At 68.2% G+C, this 25,562-nt stretch carries 19 protein-coding genes and 2 pseudogenes; 12 read left to right on the forward strand and 9 right to left on the reverse strand.

The window, feature by feature from the left end:
• Positions 1-31 precede the first annotated feature (31 nt).
• Both GUY59_RS02260 and GUY59_RS02265 read right to left on the reverse strand, forming a co-directional pair.
• Positions 32-784: a helix-turn-helix domain-containing protein gene (locus tag GUY59_RS02260; RefSeq protein ID WP_132333585.1), complete on the reverse strand. Its 753-nt coding sequence runs from the start codon at positions 782-784 to the stop codon at positions 32-34.
• 95 nt (positions 785-879) lie between these two features.
• Positions 880-3,402, reverse strand: a complete 2,523-nt coding sequence (locus GUY59_RS02265; RefSeq protein ID WP_138198963.1) for a DNA translocase FtsK — start codon at positions 3,400-3,402, stop codon at positions 880-882.
• Positions 3,403-3,594: 192 nt separating this feature from the next.
• Between GUY59_RS02265 and GUY59_RS02270 the strand changes: the two genes are divergently transcribed.
• Positions 3,595-6,048: a SpoIIE family protein phosphatase gene (locus GUY59_RS02270; protein ID WP_161714346.1), complete on the forward strand. Its 2,454-nt coding sequence runs from the start codon at positions 3,595-3,597 to the stop codon at positions 6,046-6,048.
• Here GUY59_RS02270 and GUY59_RS02275 read toward each other — a convergent pair.
• From GUY59_RS02275 to GUY59_RS02285, 3 genes are all read right to left on the reverse strand, one after another.
• Positions 6,041-6,973 (reverse strand): aldose epimerase family protein, encoded by a 933-nt coding sequence (locus tag GUY59_RS02275; protein WP_138198961.1) that lies wholly within the window; start codon positions 6,971-6,973, stop codon positions 6,041-6,043. The two genes, GUY59_RS02270 and GUY59_RS02275, sit on opposite strands and share 8 nt — an antisense overlap.
• Entirely contained in the window at positions 6,970-7,932 is a 963-nt protein-coding gene (locus tag GUY59_RS02280; protein ID WP_138198960.1) for a LacI family DNA-binding transcriptional regulator, read from the reverse strand. The genes GUY59_RS02275 and GUY59_RS02280 overlap by 4 nt, the downstream gene beginning before the upstream one ends.
• Positions 7,933-8,030: 98 nt before the next feature.
• The gene (locus GUY59_RS02285) at positions 8,031-8,825 is read right to left on the reverse strand and encodes an NAD-dependent epimerase/dehydratase family protein (RefSeq protein WP_236666756.1); all 795 of its coding nucleotides are present in this window, start codon (positions 8,823-8,825) and stop codon (positions 8,031-8,033) included.
• A 234-nt stretch (positions 8,826-9,059) separates the two neighbouring features.
• Here GUY59_RS02285 and GUY59_RS02290 point away from each other — a divergent pair, with 234 nt between their 5' ends.
• The 5 genes from GUY59_RS02290 (at position 9,060) to GUY59_RS02310 (ending at position 13,810) form a co-directional block, all read left to right on the forward strand.
• Positions 9,060-10,274: a sugar ABC transporter substrate-binding protein gene (locus tag GUY59_RS02290; protein ID WP_236666757.1), complete on the forward strand. Its 1,215-nt coding sequence runs from the start codon at positions 9,060-9,062 to the stop codon at positions 10,272-10,274.
• The gene (locus tag GUY59_RS02295) at positions 10,271-11,200 is read left to right on the forward strand and encodes a carbohydrate ABC transporter permease (RefSeq protein WP_132333579.1); all 930 of its coding nucleotides are present in this window, start codon (positions 10,271-10,273) and stop codon (positions 11,198-11,200) included. Before GUY59_RS02290 ends, GUY59_RS02295 begins: the two co-directional genes overlap by 4 nt.
• Positions 11,197-12,057, forward strand: coding sequence for a carbohydrate ABC transporter permease (locus GUY59_RS02300; RefSeq protein ID WP_138198958.1), 861 nt, complete (start codon positions 11,197-11,199; stop codon positions 12,055-12,057). Before GUY59_RS02295 ends, GUY59_RS02300 begins: the two co-directional genes overlap by 4 nt.
• Positions 12,058-12,124: 67 nt before the next feature.
• The gene (locus GUY59_RS02305; RefSeq protein WP_236666758.1) at positions 12,125-12,892 is read left to right on the forward strand and encodes an IclR family transcriptional regulator; all 768 of its coding nucleotides are present in this window, start codon (positions 12,125-12,127) and stop codon (positions 12,890-12,892) included.
• A 12-nt stretch (positions 12,893-12,904) separates the two neighbouring features.
• Positions 12,905-13,810: a 5-dehydro-4-deoxyglucarate dehydratase gene (locus GUY59_RS02310; RefSeq protein WP_138198957.1), complete on the forward strand. Its 906-nt coding sequence runs from the start codon at positions 12,905-12,907 to the stop codon at positions 13,808-13,810.
• Between the two features lie 244 nt (positions 13,811-14,054).
• On the opposite strand, the gene GUY59_RS02315 is transcribed toward GUY59_RS02310, so the two are convergent.
• Positions 14,055-15,524 carry an aldehyde dehydrogenase (NADP(+)) gene (locus GUY59_RS02315; RefSeq protein WP_138198956.1) on the reverse strand — a complete coding sequence of 490 codons (1,470 nt, stop codon included), beginning with the start codon at positions 15,522-15,524 and terminating at the stop codon, positions 14,055-14,057.
• Positions 15,525-15,629: 105 nt separating this feature from the next.
• Here GUY59_RS02315 and GUY59_RS02320 point away from each other — a divergent pair, with 105 nt between their 5' ends.
• The 4 genes and pseudogenes from GUY59_RS02320 (at position 15,630) to GUY59_RS02340 (ending at position 20,185) form a co-directional block, all read left to right on the forward strand.
• The gene (locus GUY59_RS02320; RefSeq protein ID WP_138198955.1) at positions 15,630-16,886 is read left to right on the forward strand and encodes a glucarate dehydratase family protein; all 1,257 of its coding nucleotides are present in this window, start codon (positions 15,630-15,632) and stop codon (positions 16,884-16,886) included.
• Positions 16,880-18,220 carry a hypothetical protein gene (locus tag GUY59_RS47255; protein WP_201760410.1) on the forward strand — a complete coding sequence of 447 codons (1,341 nt, stop codon included), beginning with the start codon at positions 16,880-16,882 and terminating at the stop codon, positions 18,218-18,220. The genes GUY59_RS02320 and GUY59_RS47255 overlap by 7 nt, the downstream gene beginning before the upstream one ends.
• A gap of 1,146 nt (positions 18,221-19,366) precedes the next feature.
• Positions 19,367-19,729, forward strand: a pseudogene (locus GUY59_RS02335) (transposase family protein); the annotation flags it as partial.
• 9 nt (positions 19,730-19,738) lie between these two features.
• Positions 19,739-20,185 (forward strand): DUF402 domain-containing protein, encoded by a 447-nt coding sequence (locus tag GUY59_RS02340; RefSeq protein WP_138198992.1) that lies wholly within the window; start codon positions 19,739-19,741, stop codon positions 20,183-20,185.
• Between the two features lie 54 nt (positions 20,186-20,239).
• On the opposite strand, the gene GUY59_RS02345 is transcribed toward GUY59_RS02340, so the two are convergent.
• The gene (locus GUY59_RS02345) at positions 20,240-20,881 is read right to left on the reverse strand and encodes a response regulator (protein ID WP_132334309.1); all 642 of its coding nucleotides are present in this window, start codon (positions 20,879-20,881) and stop codon (positions 20,240-20,242) included.
• Positions 20,878-22,086, reverse strand: a complete 1,209-nt coding sequence (locus GUY59_RS50495; RefSeq protein WP_201760411.1) for a sensor histidine kinase — start codon at positions 22,084-22,086, stop codon at positions 20,878-20,880. The genes GUY59_RS02345 and GUY59_RS50495 overlap by 4 nt, the downstream gene beginning before the upstream one ends.
• Positions 22,087-22,199: 113 nt before the next feature.
• Here GUY59_RS50495 and GUY59_RS02355 point away from each other — a divergent pair.
• A pseudogene (locus GUY59_RS02355) lies at positions 22,200-22,841 on the forward strand (ABC transporter ATP-binding protein); the annotation flags it as partial.
• A 74-nt stretch (positions 22,842-22,915) separates the two neighbouring features.
• Positions 22,916-23,704, forward strand: a complete 789-nt coding sequence (locus GUY59_RS02360; protein WP_138198953.1) for an ABC transporter permease subunit — start codon at positions 22,916-22,918, stop codon at positions 23,702-23,704.
• A gap of 172 nt (positions 23,705-23,876) precedes the next feature.
• On the opposite strand, the gene GUY59_RS02365 is transcribed toward GUY59_RS02360, so the two are convergent.
• Positions 23,877-25,562 carry a ribonuclease J gene (locus tag GUY59_RS02365; protein ID WP_138198952.1) on the reverse strand — a complete coding sequence of 562 codons (1,686 nt, stop codon included), beginning with the start codon at positions 25,560-25,562 and terminating at the stop codon, positions 23,877-23,879.

Raw genomic sequence — 25,562 nt, forward strand, 5'->3', positions numbered from 1 at the left:
TGCACTGGCTCCCTCAGTGACCGCCGCGCGACTACCGCGCCTGCGTCTTCGGCGGGCCGAACGAACGCCGCACCGACTCCCCCGCCTCGCCGAGCGACGTCACCTTCTTGCCGTTGACCTGCACCGACACGGCTCCCGCGTCGGCGATCAGCACATTGACCTTGCCCTCGGCCCGCCAGGTCGACGTCTTTCCCGCTTTGAGCGTCCCCGCGAAGAGCTTGCGGCCCTCGGCGTCGCGCACGTTCACGTACGACGACCGATTCGCCTTGATCCGGAGCGTCACCATGCCCTTCTTGGCGGCCCTGGGGCGCGGCGTCTCGGTGATGGGCGTGTTGGGCGGCACGCTGGGCTTGGCCGACGCCGCGCGTACGTCCGCCGTGCGGACCTGGTCGCTGGCGCCCCCCAGCACCCGCATCATGCCGAACACCATCACGATCGCCAGCGCCACCCCCAGCGCCGCCGTCCAGTTGGGACCCCGCCGCTCGGGTACGTTGATCTTGCGGTCGGCCTGGAACACGGCCGAGGCGGCCACCGGCTCCGGTGCGCCGCCGTGCTGCTGGTCGAAAAGGTGCACGGTGGACTCGGGATCGAGCCCCACGGCGCGGGCCACGGCCCTGATGTGCCCTCTGGCGTAGAAGTCACCGCCGCACTGGCCGTAGTCATCCTGCTCCATGCGATGGATGATCGTCTCGCGAATATTGGTGGCCGCGCTGACCTGCGCGACCGTCAAACCGGCCGACTGCCTGGCCGCAGTCAGCACGGCCCCGATGCTCTGATCCTGCACAGCGAACGCCTCCCCATGGCGCCTGGACTAACCACCACGACGTTGCGTAGTGGTTCATATTCAACCAGTTATCGCTGGGCATGCACGCATTGGGGTCATTCGCCACGCAGGTCAGCTAGCAATCCCGGCAGATCATCCGGTTTCACCAGCACTTCGCGAGCCTTGGATCCTTCGCTGGGGCCGACCACGTTGCGGCTTTCGAGCAGGTCCATCAGCCGGCCGGCCTTGGCGAACCCGACGCGCAGTTTGCGCTGCAACATCGATGTCGAGCCGAACTGGGTGGTCACGATCAGCTCGGCCGCCTGGATCAGCAGGTCGAGGTCGTCGCCGATGTCCTCGTCGATCTCCCGCTTGACCGGCGCGGCGGCGACGTCGTCGCGGTATTCGGCCTGCATCTGCGCCTTGCAGTACGCGACGATCTCGGCGATCTCCTTCTCCGAGACGAACGCGTTCTGGATGCGGATCGGCTTGCTCGCGCCCATCGGCAGGAACAGCGCGTCACCCTGGCCGACCAGCTTGTCGGCGCCCGGCTGGTCGAGGATGACCCGCGAGTCGGTGAGGCTCGACACCGCGAAGGCCAGCCTGGACGGCACGTTGGCCTTGATGAGGCCGGTGACCACGTCGACCGACGGCCGCTGGGTGGCGATCACCAGGTGGATGCCCGCCGCGCGGGCGAGCTGGGTGATGCGCACGATCGAGTCCTCGACGTCGCGCGGGGCCACCATCATGAGGTCGGCCAGCTCGTCCACGATCACCAGCAGGTACGGGTACGGCTGGTAGACCCGCTCACTGCCGGGCGGCGGCTGCAGTTTGCCCGCCCGCACGGCCTTGTTGAACTCGTCGACGTGCCGGAACCCCGACGCGGCCAGGTCGTCGTAGCGGCGGTCCATCTCGCCGACCACCCATTCGAGGGCTTCTGCGGCCTTCTTCGGGTTGGTGATGATCGGTGTGATCAGGTGGGGGATGCCCTCGTAGACGCTGAGCTCGACCCGTTTGGGGTCGACCAGCACCATGCGCACCTCGTCGGGCGTGGCCCGCATCAGGACGCTCGTGATCAGCCCGTTGACGCAGACCGACTTACCGGCGCCGGTCGCGCCCGCGATGAGCAGGTGGGGCATCTTGGCGAGGTTGGCGACGATGGTGCGGCCCTCGACGTCCTTGCCCAGGCCGACGATCATCGGATGGTGGTCGGCCTGCGCGACCTGGGAGCGCAGCACGTCGCCCAGCGCCACCAGGTCCTTGTCGGCGTTCGGGATCTCAACCCCGATCGCCGACTTGCCGGGGATGGGAGACAAAATCCGGACGTCTGCCGACTTGACGGCGTACGCGATGTTCTTGGTGAGCGCCGTGACCTTCTCCACCTTGACCGCGGGCCCCAGCTCGATCTCGTAGCGGGTCACGGTCGGTCCCCGGGTGAACCCGATGACCTGCGCGTCGATGCCGAACTGCTCCAGCACGCTGGTCAGCGCGTTGACCACGGTCGTGTTGGCCTTGGTCTGCGGCTTCGGCGGCGTGCCCGGCTTGAGGTGCTGCAGGTCGGGCAGGCTGTACGGCCCCGCCTGCGGTGACAGCACGAGCTGCTCCACCTTGCGCGGCGCCGGCGTCGGCTCGGGAGGCTCGGGCTTGCGCTCCAGGTCGGGAGCGGGCGCCGCCTCCTCGTCCGTCAGACCCGGCACGATCTCCGGGGAGTGGTCGGTGCGCTTGTCCTTCTCGGCCAGCACGGGCGTGTCGTACGGCTTGACGAGGTCGCCGCCCTCGCCGTCCTCCGCCTTCTTCGACCTGGCCCGCTTCTTGGACGGCGCCTTCGGCGTGGAGCCGTTGGGCTCGGCCTCGGCGTGCCGATCGAACAACAGATGCTTGAGCTCGGCCAGCCGCTCGGGAACCCGGTGGACGGGGGTGGCGGTGATCACCAGCACGCCGAACCCCGACAGGATCAGCAGCAGCGGGATCGTGATCCACGGCGGCAGGATGCTCATCGGCGGCGCCGACACGATGAACCCGATCATCCCCCCGGCCTGCGACACCTTGTCCATGCCCTGGCCCTCGCCCGCCGGATAGGGGGTGCCGTTGGCCACGTGGATGACGCCGAGCACGCCGATCGACAGGGCGGTCCATCCGATCACCATGCGCCCGGTGTCGGCGTTCTGGTCAGGGTGGCGCAGGTAGCGCCAGGCCAGCAGGCCGAGCAGCAGCGGCAGCGCCCAGGCCAGCGACCCGAACACGCCGCGCGCGGTCGTGTTCACCACGCTGGAGACGGCGCCGTCGCTGTTGCGCCACGTCATGCTCGCGACCACGATGGCGGCCGCCAGCACCGCCAGCCCCACCCCGTCGCGCCGGTGCGCGGGGTCGAGCTCGCGGGCGTTCTTGCCCAGCGCGCGGGCCGTGCTGCCGACGCCGTTGGCGACCAGCATCCACAATCCGACGATCAGTTTGCCGATCATCGTGAAGACCCAGCTGATCGGGTCCTGGTGGGTCACGGAAGGCTTGCGGCCGGTGGCGGCTCCCTTGGCTCTGGACCGTCCCGGCGACGTGCCTCCGCGCTTCGCGGAGGTCGAGCGAGACGAGGTCGACCGCTTCGCCGGCCCCTTCGATGCGCTTTTCGGCGTACGGGTGGCCATGATGCCAAAGGTACGTCGGAGACACCGCGGAACGCGCGGAGGCTCGCCGGTGTCGTCGTATTCCGGCACCTTGAAGCCGGCGGAATCCCTCACTCCCATGGGGATCATCGACAACCGGAGGTGGCGAGGCCGCCGGTCTGCCACTCTGAGAGTGACCAAGGTGCCACATCGAGTGATGTTCTAGGACGCATAGTGGACACGACCCGGGTGTCGAGCACGGCCTTCGAGGGCACACCGCATGCTCCGGCCCACGCGCGCAAGTTCGTCCGCCAGGTCCTCGGCGAGTGGCGCCTGAGCCACCTCGCCGAGGACGCCGTGCTGCTGACCAGCGAGCTCGTCACCAACGCCGTCGTGCACGCGGGCACCGGGATCGAGCTGACCTGCCGCCTCGACGTGGACGACGGCCCGGCGAAGCTGGAGATCGAGGTCGACGACCATCTGCCCGCGCGGACGATCGACGAGTGCGGCGTCATGCCCGCCGTCACCTCCGGGTCCGAGGTACGGCCGTCGGGGCGTGGCCTCGCGCTCGCGGGCATGCTCGCCGACGCCTGGGGGGTCACCTACACGCGGACGGCCAAGCGGGTCTGGGTGCGGCTGGAGCTCGCGGACGGCGGCGACGGGCATGAGGCCGTGGCGGGCCCGCCGGCCACGGCCTCCGTCGACACCCTGCACGTGGGCGTGGTGGTCTCCGACGACGACGGGCTCGTGCGGTCGTGGAACTCCGAGGCGCAGCAGCTGCTCGGCTGGCCTCCTGAACAGGCGATCGGCCGCCCGCTGGCCGACCTGGTGGCCTGGCGGGCCCACGGCCCCTACGCGCTGTCGCTGACCGACACGCTCGGCCTGGGCCGCTGGCGCGGCGAGGCGCGCATGCGGCACGCCGACGGCAGACTGGTGCCCGTCTACGTCTCCCACCTGCGCACCAAGGGGCGCGCCCGGGAGCGCAGGTCGATCTGGATGGTGGTGGCCGGCGACCACCGCTACGTGCTGACGCCGCCGCCCGCGCCGCGCAGGGAGGCGGGCCGGCGCATCAAGGACCTGCTCGACCAGGACATGCCGTTGCCGGAGCTGCTCGACACGATCGCCAGGATCGTGCAGATGTCCAGCGGCGGCGACGCCGCGTACGTGCTGCTCCCCGCGGAAGGCGGCAACCGGTTCGGCGTGGCCGCGGGCGCGGGCGCGACGGCGGGGCTGGTGGGGATGCTGGCCACCGGCGTGTTCGGCGCGGAGCGCAAGACGCCCACGGTGATCGAGGACCTGCTGGCCGGTGACGTCGAGCTGGCCGAGCAGCTGCGCGCCCGTTCGCTGGCGTGCGCGCCGCTGCTCCTCGCGGGCGAGGTGACGGGCTACCTCGCGGTGACGGCGGAGCAGCCCGGCCGCTTCGACCAGGAGCTCACGGTGAGCCTGCAGCACATTGCCGACCAGGTGGCGGTGCAGGTGCAGCGCGAGCGGCTGGCCGAGCAGGACCGGGCGCACCGGGGCCGGCTGTCGTTTCTGGCCGAGGCGGGCGAGCTGCTGGCCGGCGTGCACGACGAGGAGCTGATCGCGGCGCTGACCGCGCAGCTCGTCGTGCCCAAGATCGCGACCTGGGCGGCCGTCTACCTGACCGACCTCGCGGGCATGACCAGGCTCGCCCACGTCTGGCACAGTGAGGAACACCACAACGCCGACCTGCGCAAGTCGCTGCCCGCGGTCTCCCGCGCCGCGCTCGACGAAGTGAGCTGGCCGTCCGGCCCCGAGGCGGTGCTGTCGTTCCCCCTGCTCACCCAGGGAAGGTCGCACGGCGCGCTGGTGATCGGCCGCACGGAGCCGACGCTGCCGCTGGAGGTGGCCGACCTGCTGGCCGACCTGTGCCGCCTGGTGGCGCTCAACCTCCACACCGCGATGCTCTACGCCCGGCAGGCGACCACGTCACGGGTGCTGCAGCGCAGCCTGCTGCCGATGCGCGTGGCGCCCATGCCCGGCCTGGAGTCCGCCGTCGTCTACGAGCCCGCCGAGGAGGGCGCGGACGTCGGCGGCGACTTCTACGACCTGTTCACGGTGGGCGACCACTGGTGTTTCGCGCTGGGCGACGTGTGCGGCAGCGGGCCTGAGGCGGCCGCGGTGACCGGGCTGGCCCGCCACGCCGTACGCCTGCTGGCCAAGGAGCACTACACGGTGGCCGACATCTTCGACCGGCTCAACCAGGCGCTGCTGGAGGAGGACGACGACGAGGGCAGGTTCCTCAGCCTGCTGTGCGGCGAGCTGACCCCGCTCCCGCAGGGCGGCGCCCTGTGCACGATCGCCTCGGCCGGGCATCCCCCGCCGCTGCTGCTGCGGGCGGACGGCCTGGTCGAGGCGGTGGCGACGCCGCAGCTGCTGCTGGGCATCGAGGCCGGCGCCAGGTTCTACGTCGAGACGTTCGAGCTCGCCCCCGAGGACGTGCTCCTGTGCGTGACCGACGGCGTGACCGAGCGGCGGGACGGCACCCGGCTGCTGGACGACGGCAACGGGCTGGCGGCGCTGCTGGCGCAGTGCCGAGGGCTGAGCGCCCACGCGGTCGCCGAACGGGTGCGGCACACGGTCGAGACGTTCGCCCCCGAGCCGTCGCAGGACGACGTGGCCCTGCTGGTGATCAAGGCCGCCGCCGCCCTGCGCCCGGTCAGATGAACCGGTAGGTGGTGGACGAGGTGCGGATCTCGCCCGGCCTGAGCACGGTGGAGGGGAACTGCGGCTGGTTGGGCGAGTCGGGGAAGTGCTGGGTCTCCAGGCACAACCCGGCGAACGGCCCGTACGGCGTCTCGACGCCGTCCAGCATGCTGCCGCTGTAGAACTGCACGCCGGGCTCGGTGGTGGTGACCTCCATGGTGAGCCCGCCCGCGCTCACCGTGATGTCCCCGTCGAGCACGAAGCAGTGGTCGTAGGCGCCGTCGTAACGCTTCCCCACGGCGTGCGGCTCGGTGAAGTCGAACGGCGTGCCCTTGACCGGCGCGAGCTCGCCCGTCGGGATCTTGCCCTCGTCGACCGGCAGGTAGTGTTCCGCCTCCATCCGGATGACGTGGTCGAGCACGTCGCCGCCGCCCTTGAGGTTGAAGTAGGAGTGGTTGGTCAGGTTGACCACGGTCGGCGCGTCGGTCTTGGCGGAGTAGTCGATCCGGAGGGCGTCCTCGGCCAGCGTGTACGTGACCGTGGTGGTCAGCGTGCCCGGATAGCCCTGGTCGCCGTCGGGGCTGGTCAGCGCGAGCATCACCGACGCGTCCGTGAGGCCGGCGATGGTCCACACCCTGTGGTCGAAGCCCTCGGTGCCGCCGTGCAGGCTGTGGGCGCCGTTGTTGATCGGCAGGTGGTATTCGACGCCGTCGAGGGTGAAGCGCCCGTTCGCGATGCGGTTGCCGTAGCGGCCGACGACGGCGCCGAAATAGCGGCTGCGGGTGAGGTAGTCCTCCAGCGTGTCCAGGCCGAGCACGACGTTCACCCCGGACACCTCCAGGGTGCGCACGATGGCGCCGTAGGTGAGCACCTCGGCGCGCAGGCGCCCCGATGACAACTCCACGCGTTCGACCTGCTCGCCTGACGGCAGCGTTCCGAAGTTCATGTTTGGGCCCTTCCCGTGGACTCGCGGACTATGAGGGCGGTGTCGAGGGTCACGGTCGCGCCCTCGCCCCCCGACTGGAGCAGCAGGTCGACGGCCATCCTCCCGGCGGCCGCCGCCGGCATGGCCACCGTGGTCAGCTTGGGCCTGTTGAGCCGTCCGGGCAGGATGTCGTCGAACCCGATCACACTTATCTGGTCTGGTACCCCTATCTCCATCGCCGACAGTCCCTCGATGAGGCCAAGCGCGACGAGATCGTTGTAGGCGAGCACCGCGCTCGCGCCGCAGGCGGCCACGTCGGCCGCCACGGCCAGGCCGCCGGCCTCCTTCGGCTGGTTGGGGCCGAAGAAGACCAGGTCGAGGCCGGGCGTCTCGGCGGCCACGCCCTGCATCTCGTTGCTGGTCCACGAGCCGATGGGGCCCGACACGAGCGCGATCCTGCGGTGGCCGAGCCCTGTCAGGTGCTCAAGCGCGTGCCTGGCGCCCTGGGCGACGTTCATGAGCACGGCGGGCATGCCCTTGATGCGCCGGTTCACCACCACGAACGGCACGTCCTCCGCCAGGCGTTCGATCATCCGGTTCGACAGCCGGGGGCTGCACAGCAGGACACCGTCCACCTGCTTGGTGAACGTCCTGATCAGCTCCTCCTCGACCCGCGGGTCCTCGTCGGTGTCGGCCACGAAAACGTGGTAGTCGCGCCCTCTGGCCTGCGCCTGTGCGGCCTTGATGAGCGGCGGGAAGAACGGGTTGGCGATGTCGGCGACAATGAGGCCCATGTTGAACGTACGGCCGGTCGTCAGTGCCCTGGCCGCCCGGTTGGGCCGGTAGCCGAGGTCGTCGGCGGCGGCCAGCACGCGGGCCCGGGTGGCGGGGTTGACCAGGTGCGGCGCGGAGAAGGTGCGCGACACGGTGGACACGTGGACGCCGCAGGCGCGGGCCACGTCCTTGATCGTCGCCGCCATCGCCGTCCTCCCTTGCAAACGGTTGCCAGACTAAACCTTGACCTTCACGCCCTTGACCGTCAAGGTTCTTGCAACCGGTTGCTAGAGCGGTGCGGGGTTCACCAGGTGCCGCCGAGTTCGTTGAGCGTGAACACGCCGCCGGCCCGGTGGTGCAGCGGCTCCGACAGGTCGGGCTCGCCCTGCTCGGCGATGAGCGCGGCGGCCTGGGCCTCGGAGTCGTCGCGGGAGACGTACCCGATGGCTTTGGCCTCCTCCAGCGACCACCAGCGGCGGGTGTTGTCCGAGACGCCCCAGACCACGTGGTAGCCGGGCGCGGTCAGCCCGGCCTCGACGAGGCGGGTGAGGTCGTCGGGCGAGATCCAGGTGGCCAGCCCCCGCGTGTCGGCCGACGCCTCGTTGCAGGTGCCGAGCCTGATCACGGTGACGTTCATGCCGAACCGGTCGTGGTAGAGGCTTCCCAGCGCCTCCATGACGACCTTGCTCACGCCGTAGTAGCTGTCGGGCCGGGGAAAGGCGTAGTCGGGCAGGTCGGCGCCGCCGGGCGGCCTGGTGTGGAATCCCGCCGCGTGGTGGCTGCCCATGAGCACGAGGTGCTCGACACCCTCATGGCGTGCCGCCTCCATCAGCACGTGCATGCCCTCGATGTTGGCCCGTACGATGTCGGCCCAGGGCCGCTCCCTGCTCTGGCCGCCCAGGTGGAGCACCGCGTCCACGTCCTTCATGGCCTCGGCCACGGCGGCCGGGTCGGCGAGGTCGGCCTCCACCCATTCCTCACCGGGGCCCGGCTCGACGGCATGCAAGTCAGAGAGGCGCAGGATGCGTCCCTCGCGGGCGAGTCGCGAGCGGAGCAACGTGCCGACTTTTCCCGCGGCCCCTGTCATCAGAATGCGCATGTTCCTTGGTGTACACGATTCTGGCCGAAATTCACATCCTTGAATATTGACCGTGAACGGGATCAGTGATTACGGTCACAGGCACATATCCATGTGCACGACTCATGTCCACGTATGTGAACGGGAGGCGGTCTGATGTCACGACGTCTGCTCGGGACCGCGATCATCGCGTCCCTGGCCGTTACGCTGACAGGCTGCGGTTCCGGGGGATCAAGTTCAGAAGACAACAACAGCTTGGAGATCTGGATCAGGCAGCCGGCTGATTCCGATGCTGCCAAGACCGCACAGAAGCTCGCCGACGCATTTACCAAGGCCAGCGGCACTCCGTCGAAAGTCGTCGCGATATTCGACGACTTCGAGACCAAGCTCAACCAGCAGGCGGCGCAGAAGCAGCTTCCCGACATCGTCATCAACGACACCGCCCAGATCGGCGCCATGCAGTCGCAGGGCTGGCTCCAGGAAGTCGACAAAGCCTCCCTGGCCGGCAGCGACCAGGTGTCGGAGCTGGCGTGGAAAGCCGCCACGGCCAGTGACGGCAAGACCTACGCGGCTCCGTTCTCCGCCCAGGCGTTCGCCCTGTTCATCCGTAAGGACTGGCGGGAGAAGGTCGACATGGAACCGCCCGAGACATGGGAGGATCTGGCGAAACTCGCCACCGCCTTCACCGAGAAGGACCCCGACGGCAACGGCAAGAAGGACACCAGCGGCTTCGTCATCCCCGCCGGCACCAAGCGCGGCTACGCCTCGTGGTACGCCTCCTCGCTGATCTACGCCAACGGCGGCGACTTCGTCAAGGCCAACGGCCCCGGCACGTTCACCGCCACGATGAACGACCCCAAGACCGTCGAAGCCGTCCAGTACCTTCAGGACCAGTTCTGCACGACCAAGACCGTCAACCCCGGCGCGGTCAGCAACGACACGACCGTCACGCACGAGGTCTTCGAGAAGGGGCAGGGCGGCATCTACCTGACCGGCCCGTACGTGCTGTCCAGGTTCGTCAACGGCATCGGCACCGACAAGCTCGAGGTCATCCCGGTGCCCAAGGGCCCCTCCGGCGGCCCCGGCACCCTCGGCGAGGGCGAGAACGTCTACCTCATGGCCGGCTCCGAGAACCAGGAGGCGCAGAAGAAGTTCGCCGAGTTCGCCATCTCCGCCGAAGGCCAGCGGATCGGCATGGACAAGGACAACAGCGGCCCCATCGTCCGGCTCCCCGTCAACACCCAGGTCGACATGGCCAGCGAGCGCCAGGACCCGCGGTGGAAGGTGTTCCAGGAGTCGTACGAGCACGCCGTCTACGCCCCGCCGGTGACCAACTGGGCGCCGATCCGCCAGGACTCCGCCGACTCGATCAACGCCGTCTGGGCCGACTGCTCCGCCGACGTCAAGGCCAAGATGGAGGAGCTGAACACCAAGCTCACTCAGGAACTGCAGAGCCAGCAAGCGTCATGACGTCCACACTCACGCCGGCGCGGAGCTCGGCGGCGCCCCCTCACCGCCGCACCAGATCGGTGCGGTGGCGGGGGCCCGTCGTCGCGTGGTTGTTTCTGGCGCCCGCTCTGGTGCTCTTCCTGTACTTCAAGTTCATCCCGATGTTCGTGGGCCTGTGGAAGAGCCTGTTCAAGGTCCAGACGTTCCTCGGTGACGAATGGGTCGGCCTGCAGAACTACCAGACGATCATCTCGGACGACGAGTTCGCCTCGGCCATCTGGCACAGCGTCGTGCTGGCGCTCGGCACCACGGTCGGCTCCATCGTGCTGGGTCTCGGTCTCGCGCTGCTCATCGAGGGGCCGGCGCGATACCTGTGGTTCGTCAGGACGGCCGCCTTCCTGCCGGTCGTCACCACGATGGCGGCCGTGGCCGAGGTCTGGCGGATCATGTTCCACCCGGCCGACAGCGGCATGCTCAACATCATCATCGGCTGGGCGGGCATCGGCCCGCAGCCGTGGCTGGCCAGCGAGGACTCCTCGTTGTGGTCGATCATGATCATGAGCATCTGGCGCGGCACGCCGTACGACATGATGATCTTCCTGGCCGGGCTCGTCGGCGTTAACCGCACCCTCTACGAGGCGGCGGCCGTGGACGGGGCCACCACCTGGAGGCGGCTGCGGCACATCACGCTGCCGGCGCTGCGGCCTGTGTTCTGGATCCTGTTCACGCTGGCGGCCATCCGCGGGCTGCGGGTCTTCGTCGAGGTGTACGTGCTCACCAACGGCGGCCCGAACGGCTCCTCCGAGGTGCTCATGACCCTGATCTACAAGCTCGGCTTCCAGAAGAACGAGCTGGGCGTCGCCTCGGCGGGCGGGATCGTGTTGTTCGCCGCCACGCTGGCGCTCACGGTGGTCGTGCAGATGTTGCGCAGGAGGCAGACGACATGAGGTTCGACAGCGCTCTGGGCCTGGAGTCGCGCAAGGGTCCGCTGGCCATCGCCGGAAAGACCCTGATTTATGGCCTTATGGTGGTGGTTTTCACCGGGCCGCTGGTCGCGCTGCTCATGAGCTCGTTCAGCAAGACCCTCGACCCGACGTCCTTCTCCCTGTGGCCCGACGAGTTCACCCTGGACAACTTCGTCCAGGCCGGGGAGAAGAACGTCTATCTCTACCTGCTCAACTCGTTCGTGGTCGTGGGCTTCGGGCTGCTGCTGCAGATGCTGGTCAGCGTCTTCGCCGCCTACGCCCTGGCGCGCAAGAAGTTTCGCGGCATGACGTTCGTGATGCTGCTCATGCTCGCCACGATGATGCTCCCCGAGGAGATCATCGCGATTCCCCTCTCGCTCGTCCTGGCCGACATGCCGCTGCTGAACCTCAACCTCATCGGCACCTACGCGGGCATGATCCTGCCCGTCGGCGCCTGGGGCTTCTCCATTCTCGTGATGACGGAGTTCATGAAGGAGGTGCCGGTCGAGCTGGAGGAGGCCGCGCGCATCGACGGTGCGGGCGAGCTGCGCATCTTCGCCACGATCATCGTGCCGCTGTGCCGCCCCGCGCTCGGCGTGATCGGCGTCTTCGGCTTCACCATGATCTGGGACCAGTATCTGCTGCCGCTGATCGTCGCACCGGCGTCCGACATGTGGACACTGCCCATCGCGCTGCGCTCGCTCCGCTCCGACGAGGAAGTGGGGATCGGCGTGCTGCTCGCCGCCTCGCTGCTGGCGCTGCTCCCCTCGATCATCGCGTTCCTGGCCTTCCAGCGGCAGTTCATGCGCGGCCTGACAAGCGGCGCGGTCAAGGGTTAGGCGTCCACGTATATGGACGGTATCCCATATCCTGGATGTCTTCAGCCGCCGAAGGATACGAGATGGGATGAGTATGGAGCCCCAGCTGGTCAAGTCCGCCGAGCGGACGGTACGCATCCTCGAAGCCCTGGCCGACTCGCACCACAGCATGACACTGTCGGAGCTCCAGCAGCGCACCGGATTCCCCCGAAGCAGCCTGCACGCTCTCATGCGGACCTTGGTCGAGCTCAACTGGGTGGAGACCGACACGGCCAGGTCGGCCTTCGGGATCGGGCCGCACGCGCTGCTGACCGGCACCGCGTACCTCGACAAGGACCCCGCGCTCCCCTTCGCGCAGGAGACGCTGGAGGACCTCCGGGACGAGATCGGGCAGACCGTGCACTTCGCCCGGCGAGACGGCGCGCACGTGCTCTACCTGGCGACCAGGGAGTCGCGCGACGCCGATCACGTGATCCCCCGGGTGGGGCGGCGGCTGCCCGCGCACGTCACGGCTCTCGGTCAGGTGCTGCTCGCCCAGCTCACCGACGACGAGGTCATGACGCTCGTGCCGGAGCCGCTGGTCGGGCTGACCCCCCACACGATCACCGACATGACCAAACTGACCGGCGAGCTCGACCAGGTCCGCACGCGGGGCTGGTCGTACGAACGCGAGCAGGGCACACCCGGTGTGGCCTGCGTGGCCGTAGCGGTCGACTACCGCATCCCGGCCACCGACGCGATCAGCTGCTCCATGCCCGCCGAACTCGGGCCCGCCGACGTCGAGCGGATCACCGAAGCGGTGATCCGGCACACCCGCAAGCTGGCTGCCACTCTCCGCAGGGAGGGCATCCGCTAGAAAGGACTGTTGATGCGGCTAGATGGTGTTCTCTTCTTTCCCGTCACCCCCTTCGGCGCCGACGGCGGCCTCGCCGAACCCGCTCTGGCCGGGCACATCGCCGACGGGGTCGCGGCCGGGGCGGGAGGAGTGTTCACCGCGTGCGGCACCGGCGAGTTCAGCGCCCTCGACCTCGACGAGTACACCAGGGTGCTGGCCGTTTCCGTCCAGGCCGCCGACGGGCGCGCGCCCGTCTTCGGCGGCGCGGGCGGCCCGCTGCCCGCCGCCAAGGCCATCGCCAGGGCGGCAGCCGCCCAAGGCGCCGACGGACTGCTGCTCATGCCTCCCTACCTGGTCACCGGCCCCTCCAGCGGCCTCGTCCAGTACGTCCGCGAGGTCGCGGCGGCCGGCGGCCTGCCCATGATCATCTACCAGCGCGGCACCGCGCGCTTCACCCCCAAGGCCGTCGCCGAACTGGCCAAGGTGCCGAACGTGATCGGCTTCAAGGACGGCCTCGGCGACTTCGACCTCCTGCAGCGGATCATCCTCACCGTGCGGAACTCCACGGACCAGCCCTTCACGTTCTTCAACGGGCTTCCCACCGCCGAACTGACCGTGCCCGCCTATCGAGGGCTCGGGGTGAACCTGTACTCGAGCGCCGTGTTCGCCTTCGCGCCCGAGATCTCGCTCGCCTTCTACAAGGCCGTGACGGGCGGGGACGAGGTGCTGGCGCAGCGGCTGCTCACCCACTTCTACCTGCCGCTGGTCGAACTGCGCGACCTCGTGCCCGGCTACGCGGTCTCGCTGGTCAAGGCAGGGGTGCGAATCCGAGGGCTGAAGGTCGGAGGCGTACGGCCGCCGCTGGTGGACCCCTCGCCCGAGCACATGCGGTCGCTGGAACGCCTCATCACCACCGGCCTGGAGATCGCCGGCGCCTGACCCCGTCCCCGGTCGAAAACCGGCGCCCGAGGTCGTGCGCGGGCGCCGCGCTGGCTCAGGGCGGACCCACCCCCTCACGTGATGGGCTCGGGGCAGGCGTACTCCCTCCCATACGTGAGGCGGTCCCATACGTGAGGCGGTCCCCCGACGGCGAGCGGACCCGCCCCACGTCCTCGTTCACCTCCCGATGCTCACACCTGCAGCCGCCTGCCGACGCGCACCCCGGCAGCTGTCCTGCCGGCACTCACACCTGGAGTCGGCCGTCCACCCGGCGTGGGACGGACAGCGGGTTGGCGTCCTTGAGCTCGTCCGGAAGCAGGGCCTCGGGCCAGTCCTGGTACGCCGTGGGCGCCAGCCACCGGTCGATCGCCGTCGCGCCGACGGACGTGGACGTCGAGGTCGACGAGGGCCACGGACCCCCGTGATGCATCGCCCAGCACACGGCCACCCCGGTCGGCCACCCGTTCCAGATGAGCCGGCCCGCCTTCTTGCCGAGCACCTCGGCGACGTCGCCCGCCTCGGAGGGGTCGGTGCTGTGCACGGTCGCGGTGAGCGACCCATCGAGCCGCTCGAGCACCGCCGGCAGATCGGAGATCTCCCGGTAGGTGACCACGATCGACGCCGGCCCGAAGCACTCCTCGGCGATGTGCGGGAGCTTCTCCGCGAAGGTGTCGAGATCGGTGGTGAACACCTTGGGCGTGACCGCCCAGTTGCCCTCACCGGGCTTGCCCTCGGCCAGCAGCCGCAGCTCGCCCAGCCGCCCGATCCCGCCGAGATAGCCGTCCCTGATGCGCTCGGCCAGCATGGAGCCGCCGCTGGTCCCCTCGACGGCCTCCACCAACGCCTGCCGCAGCTCGTCGTCGTCCGGCACGAACATGAGCCCGGGGTTCGTGCAGAACTGACCGACGCCCAGCGTCACCGACCCGGCGAACCCCGTGGCCACGTCCTTGGCGGGCGCTGACGGCAGCACGACCACGGGGTTGACGCTTCCCAGCTCGCCGTAGAACGGGATCGGCACCTCCCGCTCGTCGATCAGCTTCTGGATCGCCTTGCCCCCGGCCACCGAGCCGGTGAACCCGACCGCGACCACCTCGGGGTGCTTGACCAGGTCGACGCCCGCCTGCATGCCCTGCACCAGCCCCAGCAGGTCGGGGTCAGGCAGCGCCTCACGGACGATCTTCGCGACCCGCTCGGAGGTGTTCGGGTGACCGGGGTGCGCCTTGACGACCACCGGGCAGCCGGCGGCCAGCGCGGACGCGGTGTCGCCCCCGGCCACCGAGAACGCGAACGGGAAGTTGCTGGCCGAGAAGACGGCGACGACGCCCCGAAGCGCGTGCTTCATCCGGCGTACGTCGGGCCTGGGCGGCGTCAGGGACCCGTCGGCGTGGTCGATGACGGCCTCCAGGTAGGCGCCGTCCCTGATCACCTGGGCGAACAGCCGGAACTGCCCGGCCGCGCGGGCCACCTCGCCGCGCAGCCGTACCTCTCCGAGTGCGGTTTCCTGGTCGGCGAGCTGCCACAGCTCGTCGACGTGCGCGGTGAGCGCGTCGGAGACGGCTTCGAGCCCGCGCGCCCGTTCGTCCGCGGAGGCCGCCCGCCAGGCGGCGCCGGCGGTGGCCGCGGCGGAAACGGCCACGTCGACCCCGGCGCTGTCGGTCTCGGGCAGTGCGGCACCCACGGTCTGGCCTGTCCTGGGGTCGTGTCCGTAGATCATCGAATGGCCCTTCGGAGTCTTGACACTTCTTCAGCCTGATTCTTACAGTTGCGGCAACTTGTCCACAAATCTGGCTATTGTTCACATATCTGGACGGCGGTCGTAATGATCATCAGGCAGATCCGCACAACACCTGTTGCCTTCCGCGATCCGCCCCTTCTGAACGCCGCCGGAGTCCACGAGCCGTGGGCCCTCCGTACCATTGTCGAGGTCGTCACCGATGAAGGTCTGACCGGGTTGGGTGAGACCTACGGCGACTCCGGCCACCTCGGCAAGGTGCGCGAATGCGCGCAGGCCCTGATCGGCCTCGATGTGCACGACACCAACACGATGTACGCCCGGATCAGCGCGATCACCGGGCACACCGTCAGCGACCTGCACGGCCTGACGGGTGTCGCCACCAAGGAGAAGAGCGTCGACCGGATCTTCTCCCCCTTCGAGGTGGCGTGCCTGGACATCCGCGGCAAGGCCGCCGGAGTGCCGGTCGTGGATCTGCTCGGCGGCCGGGTCAGAGACGCCGTCCCCTACAGCGCGTACCTCTTCTACAAGTGGTCCGGCCACCCGGGCGAGGAACCGGACAGATTCGGCCCGGCACTGGACGAGGCGGGCGTCGTCGAGCAGGCCCGGCTGCTCATCAAGGAGTACGGCTTCGCCTCCATCAAGCTCAAAGGCGGCGTCTACCACCCGGACCAGGAGATCGCCGCCATCCACGCTCTGCACGAGGCGTTCCCCGGAGTGCCGCTCCGCCTGGACCCCAACGCCGCCTGGACGGTGGAGACCTCGATCCGCGTGGGCCGCGAACTCGAGGGCGCCCTCCAGTACCTCGAAGACCCCACTCCCGGCATCCCCGGCATGGCCGAGGTGGCCGCGGCCGTCCCCATGCCGCTCGCCACCAACATGTGCGTGGTCACCCCCGACCACCTCCCGCCCGCCATCGCCTCCCGCGCCATCGGCGTACTCCTGCTCGACCACCACTACTGGGGCGGCCTGGTCCGTTCCTCGCACATCGCCTCCCTCTGCGACACGTTCGGACTGGAACTGTCCATGCACTCCAACTCCCACCTAGGAATCAGCCTGGCCGCCATGACCCATCTGGCCGCCGCCACCCGGCGCCTCACCTTCGCCTGCGACACCCACACCCCCTGGCAGAACGGCCAGGACGTGGTCACTCCCGGCGCCCTCCGCTTCACCGCCGGCGCCGTCCCCCTGCCCGCAGGCCCGGGCCTGGGCGTCGAACTCGACCGTGACGCCCTGGCACGCATGAGCGAGCAGTACGAGAAATGCGGGATCCGCGCCCGCGACGACACGACGTACATGCAGCGCTTCGAGCCCGCCTTCTCCGCGAGGAGGCCGCGATGGTGAACGTCGCCTACGTCTACCCATGGGACGTCGTCGGCGACCCGTCGGCCCCCGAACGCTTCGCCGGCCTGGGCGTCGAAGCGGTCGCGCTGGCGGCCGTCTACCACTCCACCAGGGCCGCCACGCCGTACCACCCCGCACACCGCGTCCTGGACGTGCCCTACCCCGCCTTCTACCTCCCGATGCGGCCGTCATCGTGGTCCCGCCTCGTCCCCGCTTCCCCCACCTGGACTCCCGCGGACGCCTACCTCCAGGCCAGGGACGCCCTGAAGGCCGCCGGCCTGCACGTGTACGCCTGGACGGTGCTGACGCACAACTCACACCTGGGAACCGCCCACCCGGACCTGACCGTCCGCAACGCCTTCGGCGACCCCTACCCGTACGCCCTGTGTCCCGCGCACGAGGACGTCATCGAGTACTGCGAGCGCCTGGTCCAGGAGATCCTCACCGTCGGCGAACCCGACGGCCTGATCCTGGAAGCGTGCGGCCCGATGGGCTTCGGCCACCAGAGTGTCCACGAGAAGACCTCCGGGGCCGACTGGACCTCCACGGACACCGACCTGCTGTCCCTGTGCTTCTGCACCGCCTGCGCCGACCGCTACCCCCCGAACACCCGGGACCAGGTCCGCGCCGCCATCGACCGGACCTTTCCTGCCACGACCACCGCACACACACCCGGGCACCGCCTGTCTCCCTCGAACGCACCAAACCCGGGCATTTCAATCGGCGCACACACCACCAGCCGGACCGACCCACACAACACCAACTCAACCAACCCACGCAGCACCATTCGGACCGACCCACCCGGCACCAGCCCACAGCCCCGTGTCACCGTCACCATCGACGCCCCGCACGGAACCACCGACGCCCGGCACGGAACCACCGACGAGGCTCTCGGCCGGCTGGCCGACGAGGTGCGCGCCGTCCGCGTCGAACTGTCCACCGCCCTGCGCGAACGCCTGATCGCCGTCGCGAGGAGCGCCGCCCCCGACATCCCCATCACCCTGCATGCCAACCCGGACCCCTGGGCCGCCGGAGCCTTCGCCCCCCTGCCCTCGGGCGAGCCGGGAGCCGACGTGCTGGTCGCCAACTGCTGGGGCGACCCCGCCACGGACGCCGCCCGGCTCACTTGGCTCAAAGAGCTTTCCACTCCGGGTCAGCGCGTGGGCGCCTACGTCCTCGCCCTACCACCCCGCCCAGCCGACGCGGAAACACTGGCCGACCAGCTCAGGAGGTACGCCAAGGCAGGAGCGTCCGAGTTTCACCTCTACCACGCCGGCCTGGCCTCTCCGCAACGCTTGAAAGCCATGAGAGAAGCCTTGCGTCTCCATCGTTAGTCCCCTCGCTCGTGGGTGGCGTGTGTAGAACATTGGGGAAGCCGTGTGCGCGCTGCGGTGGACGGTGTGCAGCGCCACGCGAACCCCATGCCCACACTGCGATAGTCAAAATGCAGATGCCACGGAACCCTGTGCGCGCCCCTGTGGTAGACGGTGGCCAACAGGTCAAGGGCAGCGGGCGATGCCCTGTGACGAGCGGTGGATCAAATGATCAGCTCGCTCACGTCCTCTGCCCTACCCAGGACGTCACAGCGTTCCGGCAGAGAGGGTTCGCGCCTGCGCCACAACCCCCTCCCGGGCCGCCACCAGCGTATGAGCCAGACCAGGGAGTGTCCGAGCCGACAGCCGCCCGGCGGCAGATAAGTTTCCCTCTATGACTGAACCTTTTTCATCCCTGGTTTTAGGGCCTGCCGATCACAGCATGATCGCGGATCTCGCGTTCGCCTGTTGGCATAGAAAACCCCTGATAGACGGGTTGATCACCACAATCACGTCCGCCGAACCAGGGGCTTCACATGCTGTTCACCGTGCCGCCGTCGAGAAGGGTTCAGTGACGACGCCGCCACCAAGCCACCGCCCGATGGTGCCACTACCAGCGTCGGGCGCTCACACAGTCAAGTGAGCGCCCGGCGAATCGCTAATCCCAGCGCAGCTGGTACGCCCCCTTGGGTGTAGCATTCAATGCGCAGTAGTAGTCCCTGAAGGGAAATGCAACTTGGAAGACCCTCTCAACGGCCTCGCATTGCTTCAAGGTGGCGTAGTAACCCTGTACCCCACCAGCGCTAGCCGGAGCTGAGCTGACAAACAGTGTCATGAAGGTTGCTGCTACCAGCGTAGCTGCCGCCAAGGTTCGTCTCACGAAACATCCTCCTCCGAGGCCACGCAAATTTAGCTGCCACACCCTGCGCGGCGAATCCTTTATAGCGGGCAGTATTGATGTCCACGGCACCCGGCACCACGCTTATGGCCACCGGGGCTGAAGCATGTACCGCAGCTTAGAGGGCAGCGGTATAGGCGTGGTATGTCGCCGGTATGCGGGGTAGCCATCACCGAGACTTTCCAACCTGATCGCGCAGGTCAGCAGAGGCGGCGCCGGGACGGGTTGGCATGAGAAGAGGCTCCCGGTAAGACAGCAGTCGACCAAGTCCGGCCGGCCGACTCGTCTGGGCCTCACTTGCGATACCCGGCGCCACGAACGACCTGACCGCAGCACGCACCACCGGCCTGATCGACGCGGTGACCGCCGCAGGGGTGAAGACCTTCGCCGACAAGGGATATCAAGGCGCCGGCGGCAGCATCCGCACACCGTTCGAAGGCCATCGGCTGCGGCCGCCTCTGTCTCGCCATCAACGCTCGGTCAACCGCGCGCACGCTCGCATCTGCGCGTGCGGGGAATGCACCGTTGCCACCTTGAAGAACTGGAAGGTCCTGACCCGGTTGCGCTGCTGCCCGCACCGCGCCACCACGATCGTGCAGGCCATCCTCGTCTTGCAGTTCATCGAAGAAGGCGGCCACATCATGCTGTTTCCCCGGAACGCCTGGTGGACGGCCTCGTTCAACACCCCTCCCCACAAAAGCGAAAGCTATGTTGACGTCACCACCATCCCGGAGTGGAAAGACGGTGAGGTGACCATGCTGGACCTTGACCTGGACGTGATCCGTCTGCGTGACGGGCGGCTCATCCTCGGTGACGAGGATGAGTTCGCCGAGCACCAGGTGCTACTGAACTATCCATCCGATTTGATCTCGCATGCGGAGGCGACCGCGCGCTGGCTCCTCCATGCGGTACGCGAGAGAAAGGGGCCGTTGGGCGGCGCACACATTCAATGGCTGGTAATAAGCTGGTTTCAGCGACATGGGAAAATTAACGTTGGCGTATATCGTCGCTTGACCGCAAATCCCTGCAGTTCCCTGCTGCTCACTTCGCGAGCGTGGCGCTGCGGCACACCACCACACGTTCCATAACGGCTCCAGCTCCTGCTTCGCTGGATGTACGAAAGCACGCAATGACGATGTGAATCAGCCCGCCGCGGAAACCAGCCCACTCTCATATGCGGCGATGACGAGTTGCGCCCGATCACGCGCTTCCAACTTGGCCAGCAGCCGCGTGATGTGAGTCTTCACCGTGGCCAGACTCACCTGAAGATGCTCCGCGATTTCACCATTGGACAGCCCACGGGCGATCAGCGTAAGCACATCCCTCTCCCGGTCGGTAACCCCGTCCAGCCCTTTCACCGGTGGCGTCACCGGGGTGCGGGTGAACTCCTCAATCAGCCTTCGCGTCACCGTTGGCGCCAGCAATGCCTCCCCGCGCGCAACCACTCTGATGGCGGCGAGCAGATCCGCAGGGGGCGTGTCCTTGAGAAGGAACCCACTTGCTCCAGCCCGAAGCGCGTCGTAAACGTACGCGTCAAGATCGAACATCGTCACCACCAGCACCCGGGAAACATCCTTGATCCTGCGGGTGGCCTCGATGCCGTCCATCTCCGGCATGCGGACGTCCATCAACACCACATCGGGCCGCTCCTCCATGGCCACGGTGACCGCTTCGGCCCCCGTCGCGGCCTCCCCGACCACACCCAGGTCGGGCTCAGAGTCGACCAGCACCTTGAAACTTCCCCTGAGCAAAGCCTGATCGTCAGCCACGACCACCCGGATCACGGAGCCTCCTGATAGGGCAACTGGGCGAACACACGGAACCCGTTTCCATTCCTGCTTCCCGCTTCGAACGTGCCGCCGTACATCATGACCCGCTCCCGCATCCCGATCAGGCCGTGCCCGGTGCCGACGGAAGGCAACGTGCGTCTCCCCCGTCCATCATCCATCACTTCAATCCTTACGTCCTTGCCGTCGGCCACGACGGAGACCTGGCACCGGGCGGGCGCCGCGTGCTTGGCGACGTTGGTCAGCGCCTCCTGCACGATCCGGTAGACCGACAACCCCACCCCATCAGGCAGCCGGTCCCGTGGGTCGTGAGCATCGCCATCAGGCACCCGCCCACCAGAGCCGGGATCACCGATGCGAAGGCTCAACTCCACGTCAACCCCGGCCAGCCGCGCCTGCTCCGCGAGCTCATCGAGCCCTTCGATGCCCGGGGCGGGCACGAGGTCGGGCACGTTGGTGGACCTCAGCATGCCGAGCAGGTGCCGCATCTCGACCAGTGCGCTGCGGCTGGCTGTCTCGATCACCCGCAGAGCGTCGTGTGCCTCCTCCGGCCTGGTCGACATCACATGATTGGCCACGCCCGCCTTGACGGCGATCAATCCCACGCTGTGCGTGACCACGTCATGCAGCTCGCGCGCGATGCGCAGCCGTTCGTCGGTCACCGCTTGCGACGCCAGCCGCTCGGCCTCGCGCGCCGCATAATGCCTGCGCTCGTGCACGGCACGGCCGATCGTCCATGAGCCGCCCAGGGCCGCGATCCCCATGAGCGGCTTGTCGAAGTGGACCAGCCAGTCGGGAGCACTCTCCTGTGGCGCACCCGCCAGGGTCAACCCCAGCAACGTGACCAGGCTCAATCCTCCGATGGCGGACGAAGGGACCAAGGGGCCGACCCTGTCGGACAGCGCAACAATATAGAGGACGTACGCGGGTGCGAGGTAGGCGAACCCAATGGCATCGGTCATGACGGCGAAGACGGCCAGCACCAACGTCATGCAGAACACAGGCAGCGGCCACAGTCTGCGCACCGACATCAGCAGGCCGAGCCCGAAGGGCAGAGCGAACCTCAGCCATGGTGGCAGCGCCGTGGCGTTGACCGCCATCGTGAAGCCCACGGACCCGAAGCACAGCCCCACCGCCAGATCGAGCATGATCAGCTGGATGCGGCTCAAGCGCCGGGCGAAGAAGGGATGGCTGTCGTCCACGGCTTGAACCGTAACGGTTGAAGCGGCGGGCGCACGTCAGCCCAGGGTTTGACCTTCAGATTCGAACCGTGGTCCGACGCGCTGCCGACCCTCCGCACCGCATCCTTTACGGCGTGATCGAACTCCACCGCCTCACTAAACGGTACGGCGACACACTCGCGGTAGACGACCTGTCCTTCAAGGTCGGCCCCGGGCACGTGACCGGATTTCTGGGCCCGAACGGGGCCGGCAAGTCCACCACCCTGCGCCTGATCCTCGGCCTCGACGCGTCCACTTCCGGGCACGCGCTCATCAACGGCCGACCTTACGCATCGTTCACCAGGCCGATGCACGAAGTGGGTGCGCTCTTGGACGCCAGTGCCGTCCACGGCGGACGCAGCGCCTACAACCACCTGCTCTGCCTGGCTCGCACCAACGACATCGGCCCCGGCCGAGTGACCGAGGTGCTGAAGCAGGTCGGCCTGGCGGATGTCGGCCGCAAACGCGTAGGCGGCTTCTCGCTCGGTATGAAACAACGGCTCGGTATCGCGGCCGCCCTGCTCGGCGACCCCGACGTGTTGATGTTCGACGAGCCTGTCAACGGCCTCGATCCCGATGGCGTGCGGTGGATCCGCGACCTCATGCGCTCGCTGGCCGCTGAAGGCAGGACGATCCTCCTGTCCAGCCATCTCATGAGCGAGATGGCCCTCACCGCCGAGCGCATCGTGATCATCGGCCGCGGCAAGCTGGTCGCCGAGTCGACGGTCGCGGAGCTGACGGCGGCCTACCCATCGCTCGAAGACGCCTACATGGCGCTGACCGCGTCCAGCGTGCAATTCGGAGGTGTTCGATGAGTTCGTTCGCGGGCGTGCTCGCGTCGGAATGGATCAAGCTCCGCTCCGTTCGCTCGACCCACCTCATTCTCGTCCTCGGCATCAGCGCCGTCCTGCTGGGTTACGCGCTGGCCAGCATGGCGGCCGGCATGTACGACGACGCCCCACCCCAACAACGCCTGAGCGCTCGCATCGCGGACATCGAGGAGGTGGTCGCGATCGTGCCTCAGCTCTGCATGGGCATCCTGGGCACGCTGGCCATCACGTCCGAATACGCGACCGGCATGATCAGAACAAGCCTGACCATCGTCCCCCGCAGGTGGCCGATGCTCGTCGCCAAGTCCGCGGTCGTGGGAGCACTGGGCCTGATCACCGGTGCGACAGCGGTCTTCGGCACCTATGCCGTCACCCGATGGGTTCTCGGTGACCGGTTCTCGGGTGCGTACACCGCCGTGTTCGCGGACCGTCTTCCGCTCCTGATCGCCATCAGCGTCTCGGTGCCGGTGTTCGCACTGCTGGGCCTTGGCCTCGGCGCGCTCATGCGCTCTAGCGCCGGTGCGATCGCCATCCTCGTCGGTCTCGTCTACGTCATCCCCATGATCATCGGCAACATCCCCGAGCCTTGGAGCGAGCGTCTCGGGTCCGTGATGATCGGAGCGCTTCCCCGCGAGATCACCGGCGACACGATCACAACCTCGGTTTACGGCTCGCTGTTGCCTCCCGCGGTGGCGGCCGCCGTGCTGGTCGCCTACGCGGCTCTCCCCCTGCTAGCGGCAGCCTGGCTGATGCGGAGGAGGAACGCCTGAGATGTCGACGCTGAGCTACATGCAAGATCCCACCAGGTTGACGTCGGCCCATACGAAGGCCACTGACCTACGGATCACTAGACCGCAGCGAAAAAGTGTCCGTCCGGCGGTGCGCAGGACCGGAACGCCTGCCGTACCGTCAGGCGTTCCGGCTGCCATGCCGTCAGCGGGGTCAGACCTCGAGCACCACGGGGATGATCATCGGACGGCGGCGATAGGTGTCGCTCACCCAGCGGCCCACGGTGCGCCGGACCACCCGGCGGATCTCCTGCATGTCGACCACTCCGTCCGCGGCCTTCTCCTCAAGAGCCCGTTGGATCTGAGGAATGAACTCGTCGAACTGCAGAGGGTCGATGCCCGAACCACGCGCGTGGATCTCGGGGCCCGCCGTGAGCTTCCCAGTGTTGGAGTCGACCACGACGACCACGGAGATGAATCCCTCGTCCCCGAGAATCCTGCGGTCCTTCAGCGAGGTGTCGGTGATCTCACCGACCGACGAGCCGTCGACGTAGACATACCCCGCGTGCACCGCGCCGACGATCTTCGCGCGACCGTCGAGCAGATCGACCACGACGCCGTCTTCGGCGATCACGATGTGATCGTCCGGCACACCCGTGAGGGCGGCCAGCTTGGCGTGGGCGCGCAGGTGGCGCCACTCGCCGTGCACGGGCATGAAGTTCGACGGGCGTGTCAGGTTGAGCACGTAGAGAAGCTCACCGGCGGCCGCGTGCCCGGAGACGTGCACCTTGGCGTTGCCCTTGTGCACGACCCGTGCGCCCCACCGGGTGAGACCGTTGATCACCTTGTTGACCGCGGTCTCGTTACCGGGCACCAGCGAGGAGGCCAGGAGCACCGTGTCGCCCTCGGCGATGCGGATCGGGTGATCGCGGTTGGCCATCCTCGACAGCGCCGCCATCGGCTCGCCCTGGGATCCGGTGCAGACGAGCACCACGTCCTGCGGCGGCCACTCCTCGATGTCGCGCGAGTCGACGATCAGCCCCTGTGGCACCTTGAGATAGCCCAGGTCGCGAGCCACTCCCATGTTGCGCACCATCGAGCGTCCGACCAGGGCGACCTTGCGCCCGTGCCGGGCGGCGGCGTCCATGACCTGCTGGATGCGATGGACGTGAGAGGCGAAACTCGCCACGATGACGCGCTGCTCCGAGGTACGGATCACCTCGTCGATGACCGGAGCGATCTCCCGCTCACTGGTGACGAAGCCAGGCACCTCGGCATTGGTGGAGTCGGACATCAGCAGGTCGACGCCCTCGGTGCCGAGCCTGGCGAAGGCTCCCAGATCGGTGAGGCGTCCGTCGCTCGGCAACTGGTCCATGCGGAAGTCGCCGGTGTGCAGCACGATGCCGGCCGGCGTCCTGATGGCCACAGCCAGCGCGTCGGGGATCGAGTGGTTGACTGCGAGAAACTCGCAGTCGAAAGGCCCGAAGACGTGCCGTTCGCCCTCGACGACCTCGCGTTTGGTCGGCTGGATCCGATGCTCGGTGAGCTTGGCCTCGATCAGGGCAAGCGTGAGCTTGGATCCGATGAGCGGGATATCACGCCGCTCGCGCAGCAGATAGGGCACCGCTCCGATGTGGTCCTCGTGCGCGTGCGTCAGTACGACGGCTTCGACGTCGTCGAGCCGGTCCCTGATGTAATCGAAGTCGGGCAGGATGAGGTCGACGCCCGGTTGGTCGGGCTCGGGGAACAACACCCCGCAGTCGACGATCAGCAGGCGGCCCTCGTACTCGAAGACGGCCATGTTCCTGCCGATCTCGCCCAGCCCGCCGAGCGCGACGATGCGCAAGCCGCCGTGAGGCAGCGCCGGTGGGGGGCCAAGCTCAGGATGCGGATGGCTCAT

The organism is Nonomuraea sp. K271 (genome assembly GCF_009908215.1).
GTDB classification, from domain to species: Bacteria; Actinomycetota; Actinomycetes; order Streptosporangiales; family Streptosporangiaceae; genus Nonomuraea; species Nonomuraea longispora.

Excerpts from the sequence above, each read along its gene's own strand:
- GUY59_RS02265 (WP_138198963.1), bottom strand. The coding sequence starts at position 3,402 with ATGGCCACCCGTACGCCGAAAAGCGCATCGAAGGGGCCGGCGAAGCGG.
- GUY59_RS02275 (WP_138198961.1), bottom strand. The coding sequence starts at position 6,973 with ATGAACTTCGGAACGCTGCCGTCAGGCGAGCAGGTCGAACGCGTGGAG.
- GUY59_RS02280 (WP_138198960.1), bottom strand. The coding sequence starts at position 7,932 with ATGGCGGCGACGATCAAGGACGTGGCCCGCGCCTGCGGCGTCCACGTG.
- GUY59_RS02285 (WP_236666756.1), bottom strand. The coding sequence starts at position 8,825 with ATGCGCATTCTGATGACAGGGGCCGCGGGAAAAGTCGGCACGTTGCTC.
- GUY59_RS02295 (WP_132333579.1), top strand. The coding sequence starts at position 10,271 with ATGACGTCCACACTCACGCCGGCGCGGAGCTCGGCGGCGCCCCCTCAC.
- GUY59_RS02300 (WP_138198958.1), top strand. The coding sequence starts at position 11,197 with ATGAGGTTCGACAGCGCTCTGGGCCTGGAGTCGCGCAAGGGTCCGCTG.
- GUY59_RS02305 (WP_236666758.1), top strand. The coding sequence starts at position 12,125 with ATGAGTATGGAGCCCCAGCTGGTCAAGTCCGCCGAGCGGACGGTACGC.
- GUY59_RS02310 (WP_138198957.1), top strand. The coding sequence starts at position 12,905 with ATGCGGCTAGATGGTGTTCTCTTCTTTCCCGTCACCCCCTTCGGCGCC.
- GUY59_RS02315 (WP_138198956.1), bottom strand. The coding sequence starts at position 15,524 with ATGATCTACGGACACGACCCCAGGACAGGCCAGACCGTGGGTGCCGCA.
- GUY59_RS02320 (WP_138198955.1), top strand. The coding sequence starts at position 15,630 with ATGATCATCAGGCAGATCCGCACAACACCTGTTGCCTTCCGCGATCCG.
- GUY59_RS47255 (WP_201760410.1), top strand. The coding sequence starts at position 16,880 with ATGGTGAACGTCGCCTACGTCTACCCATGGGACGTCGTCGGCGACCCG.
- GUY59_RS02340 (WP_138198992.1), top strand. The coding sequence starts at position 19,739 with ATGCTGTTTCCCCGGAACGCCTGGTGGACGGCCTCGTTCAACACCCCT.
- GUY59_RS02360 (WP_138198953.1), top strand. The coding sequence starts at position 22,916 with ATGAGTTCGTTCGCGGGCGTGCTCGCGTCGGAATGGATCAAGCTCCGC.
- GUY59_RS02365 (WP_138198952.1), bottom strand. The coding sequence starts at position 25,562 with ATGAGCCATCCGCATCCTGAGCTTGGCCCCCCACCGGCGCTGCCTCAC.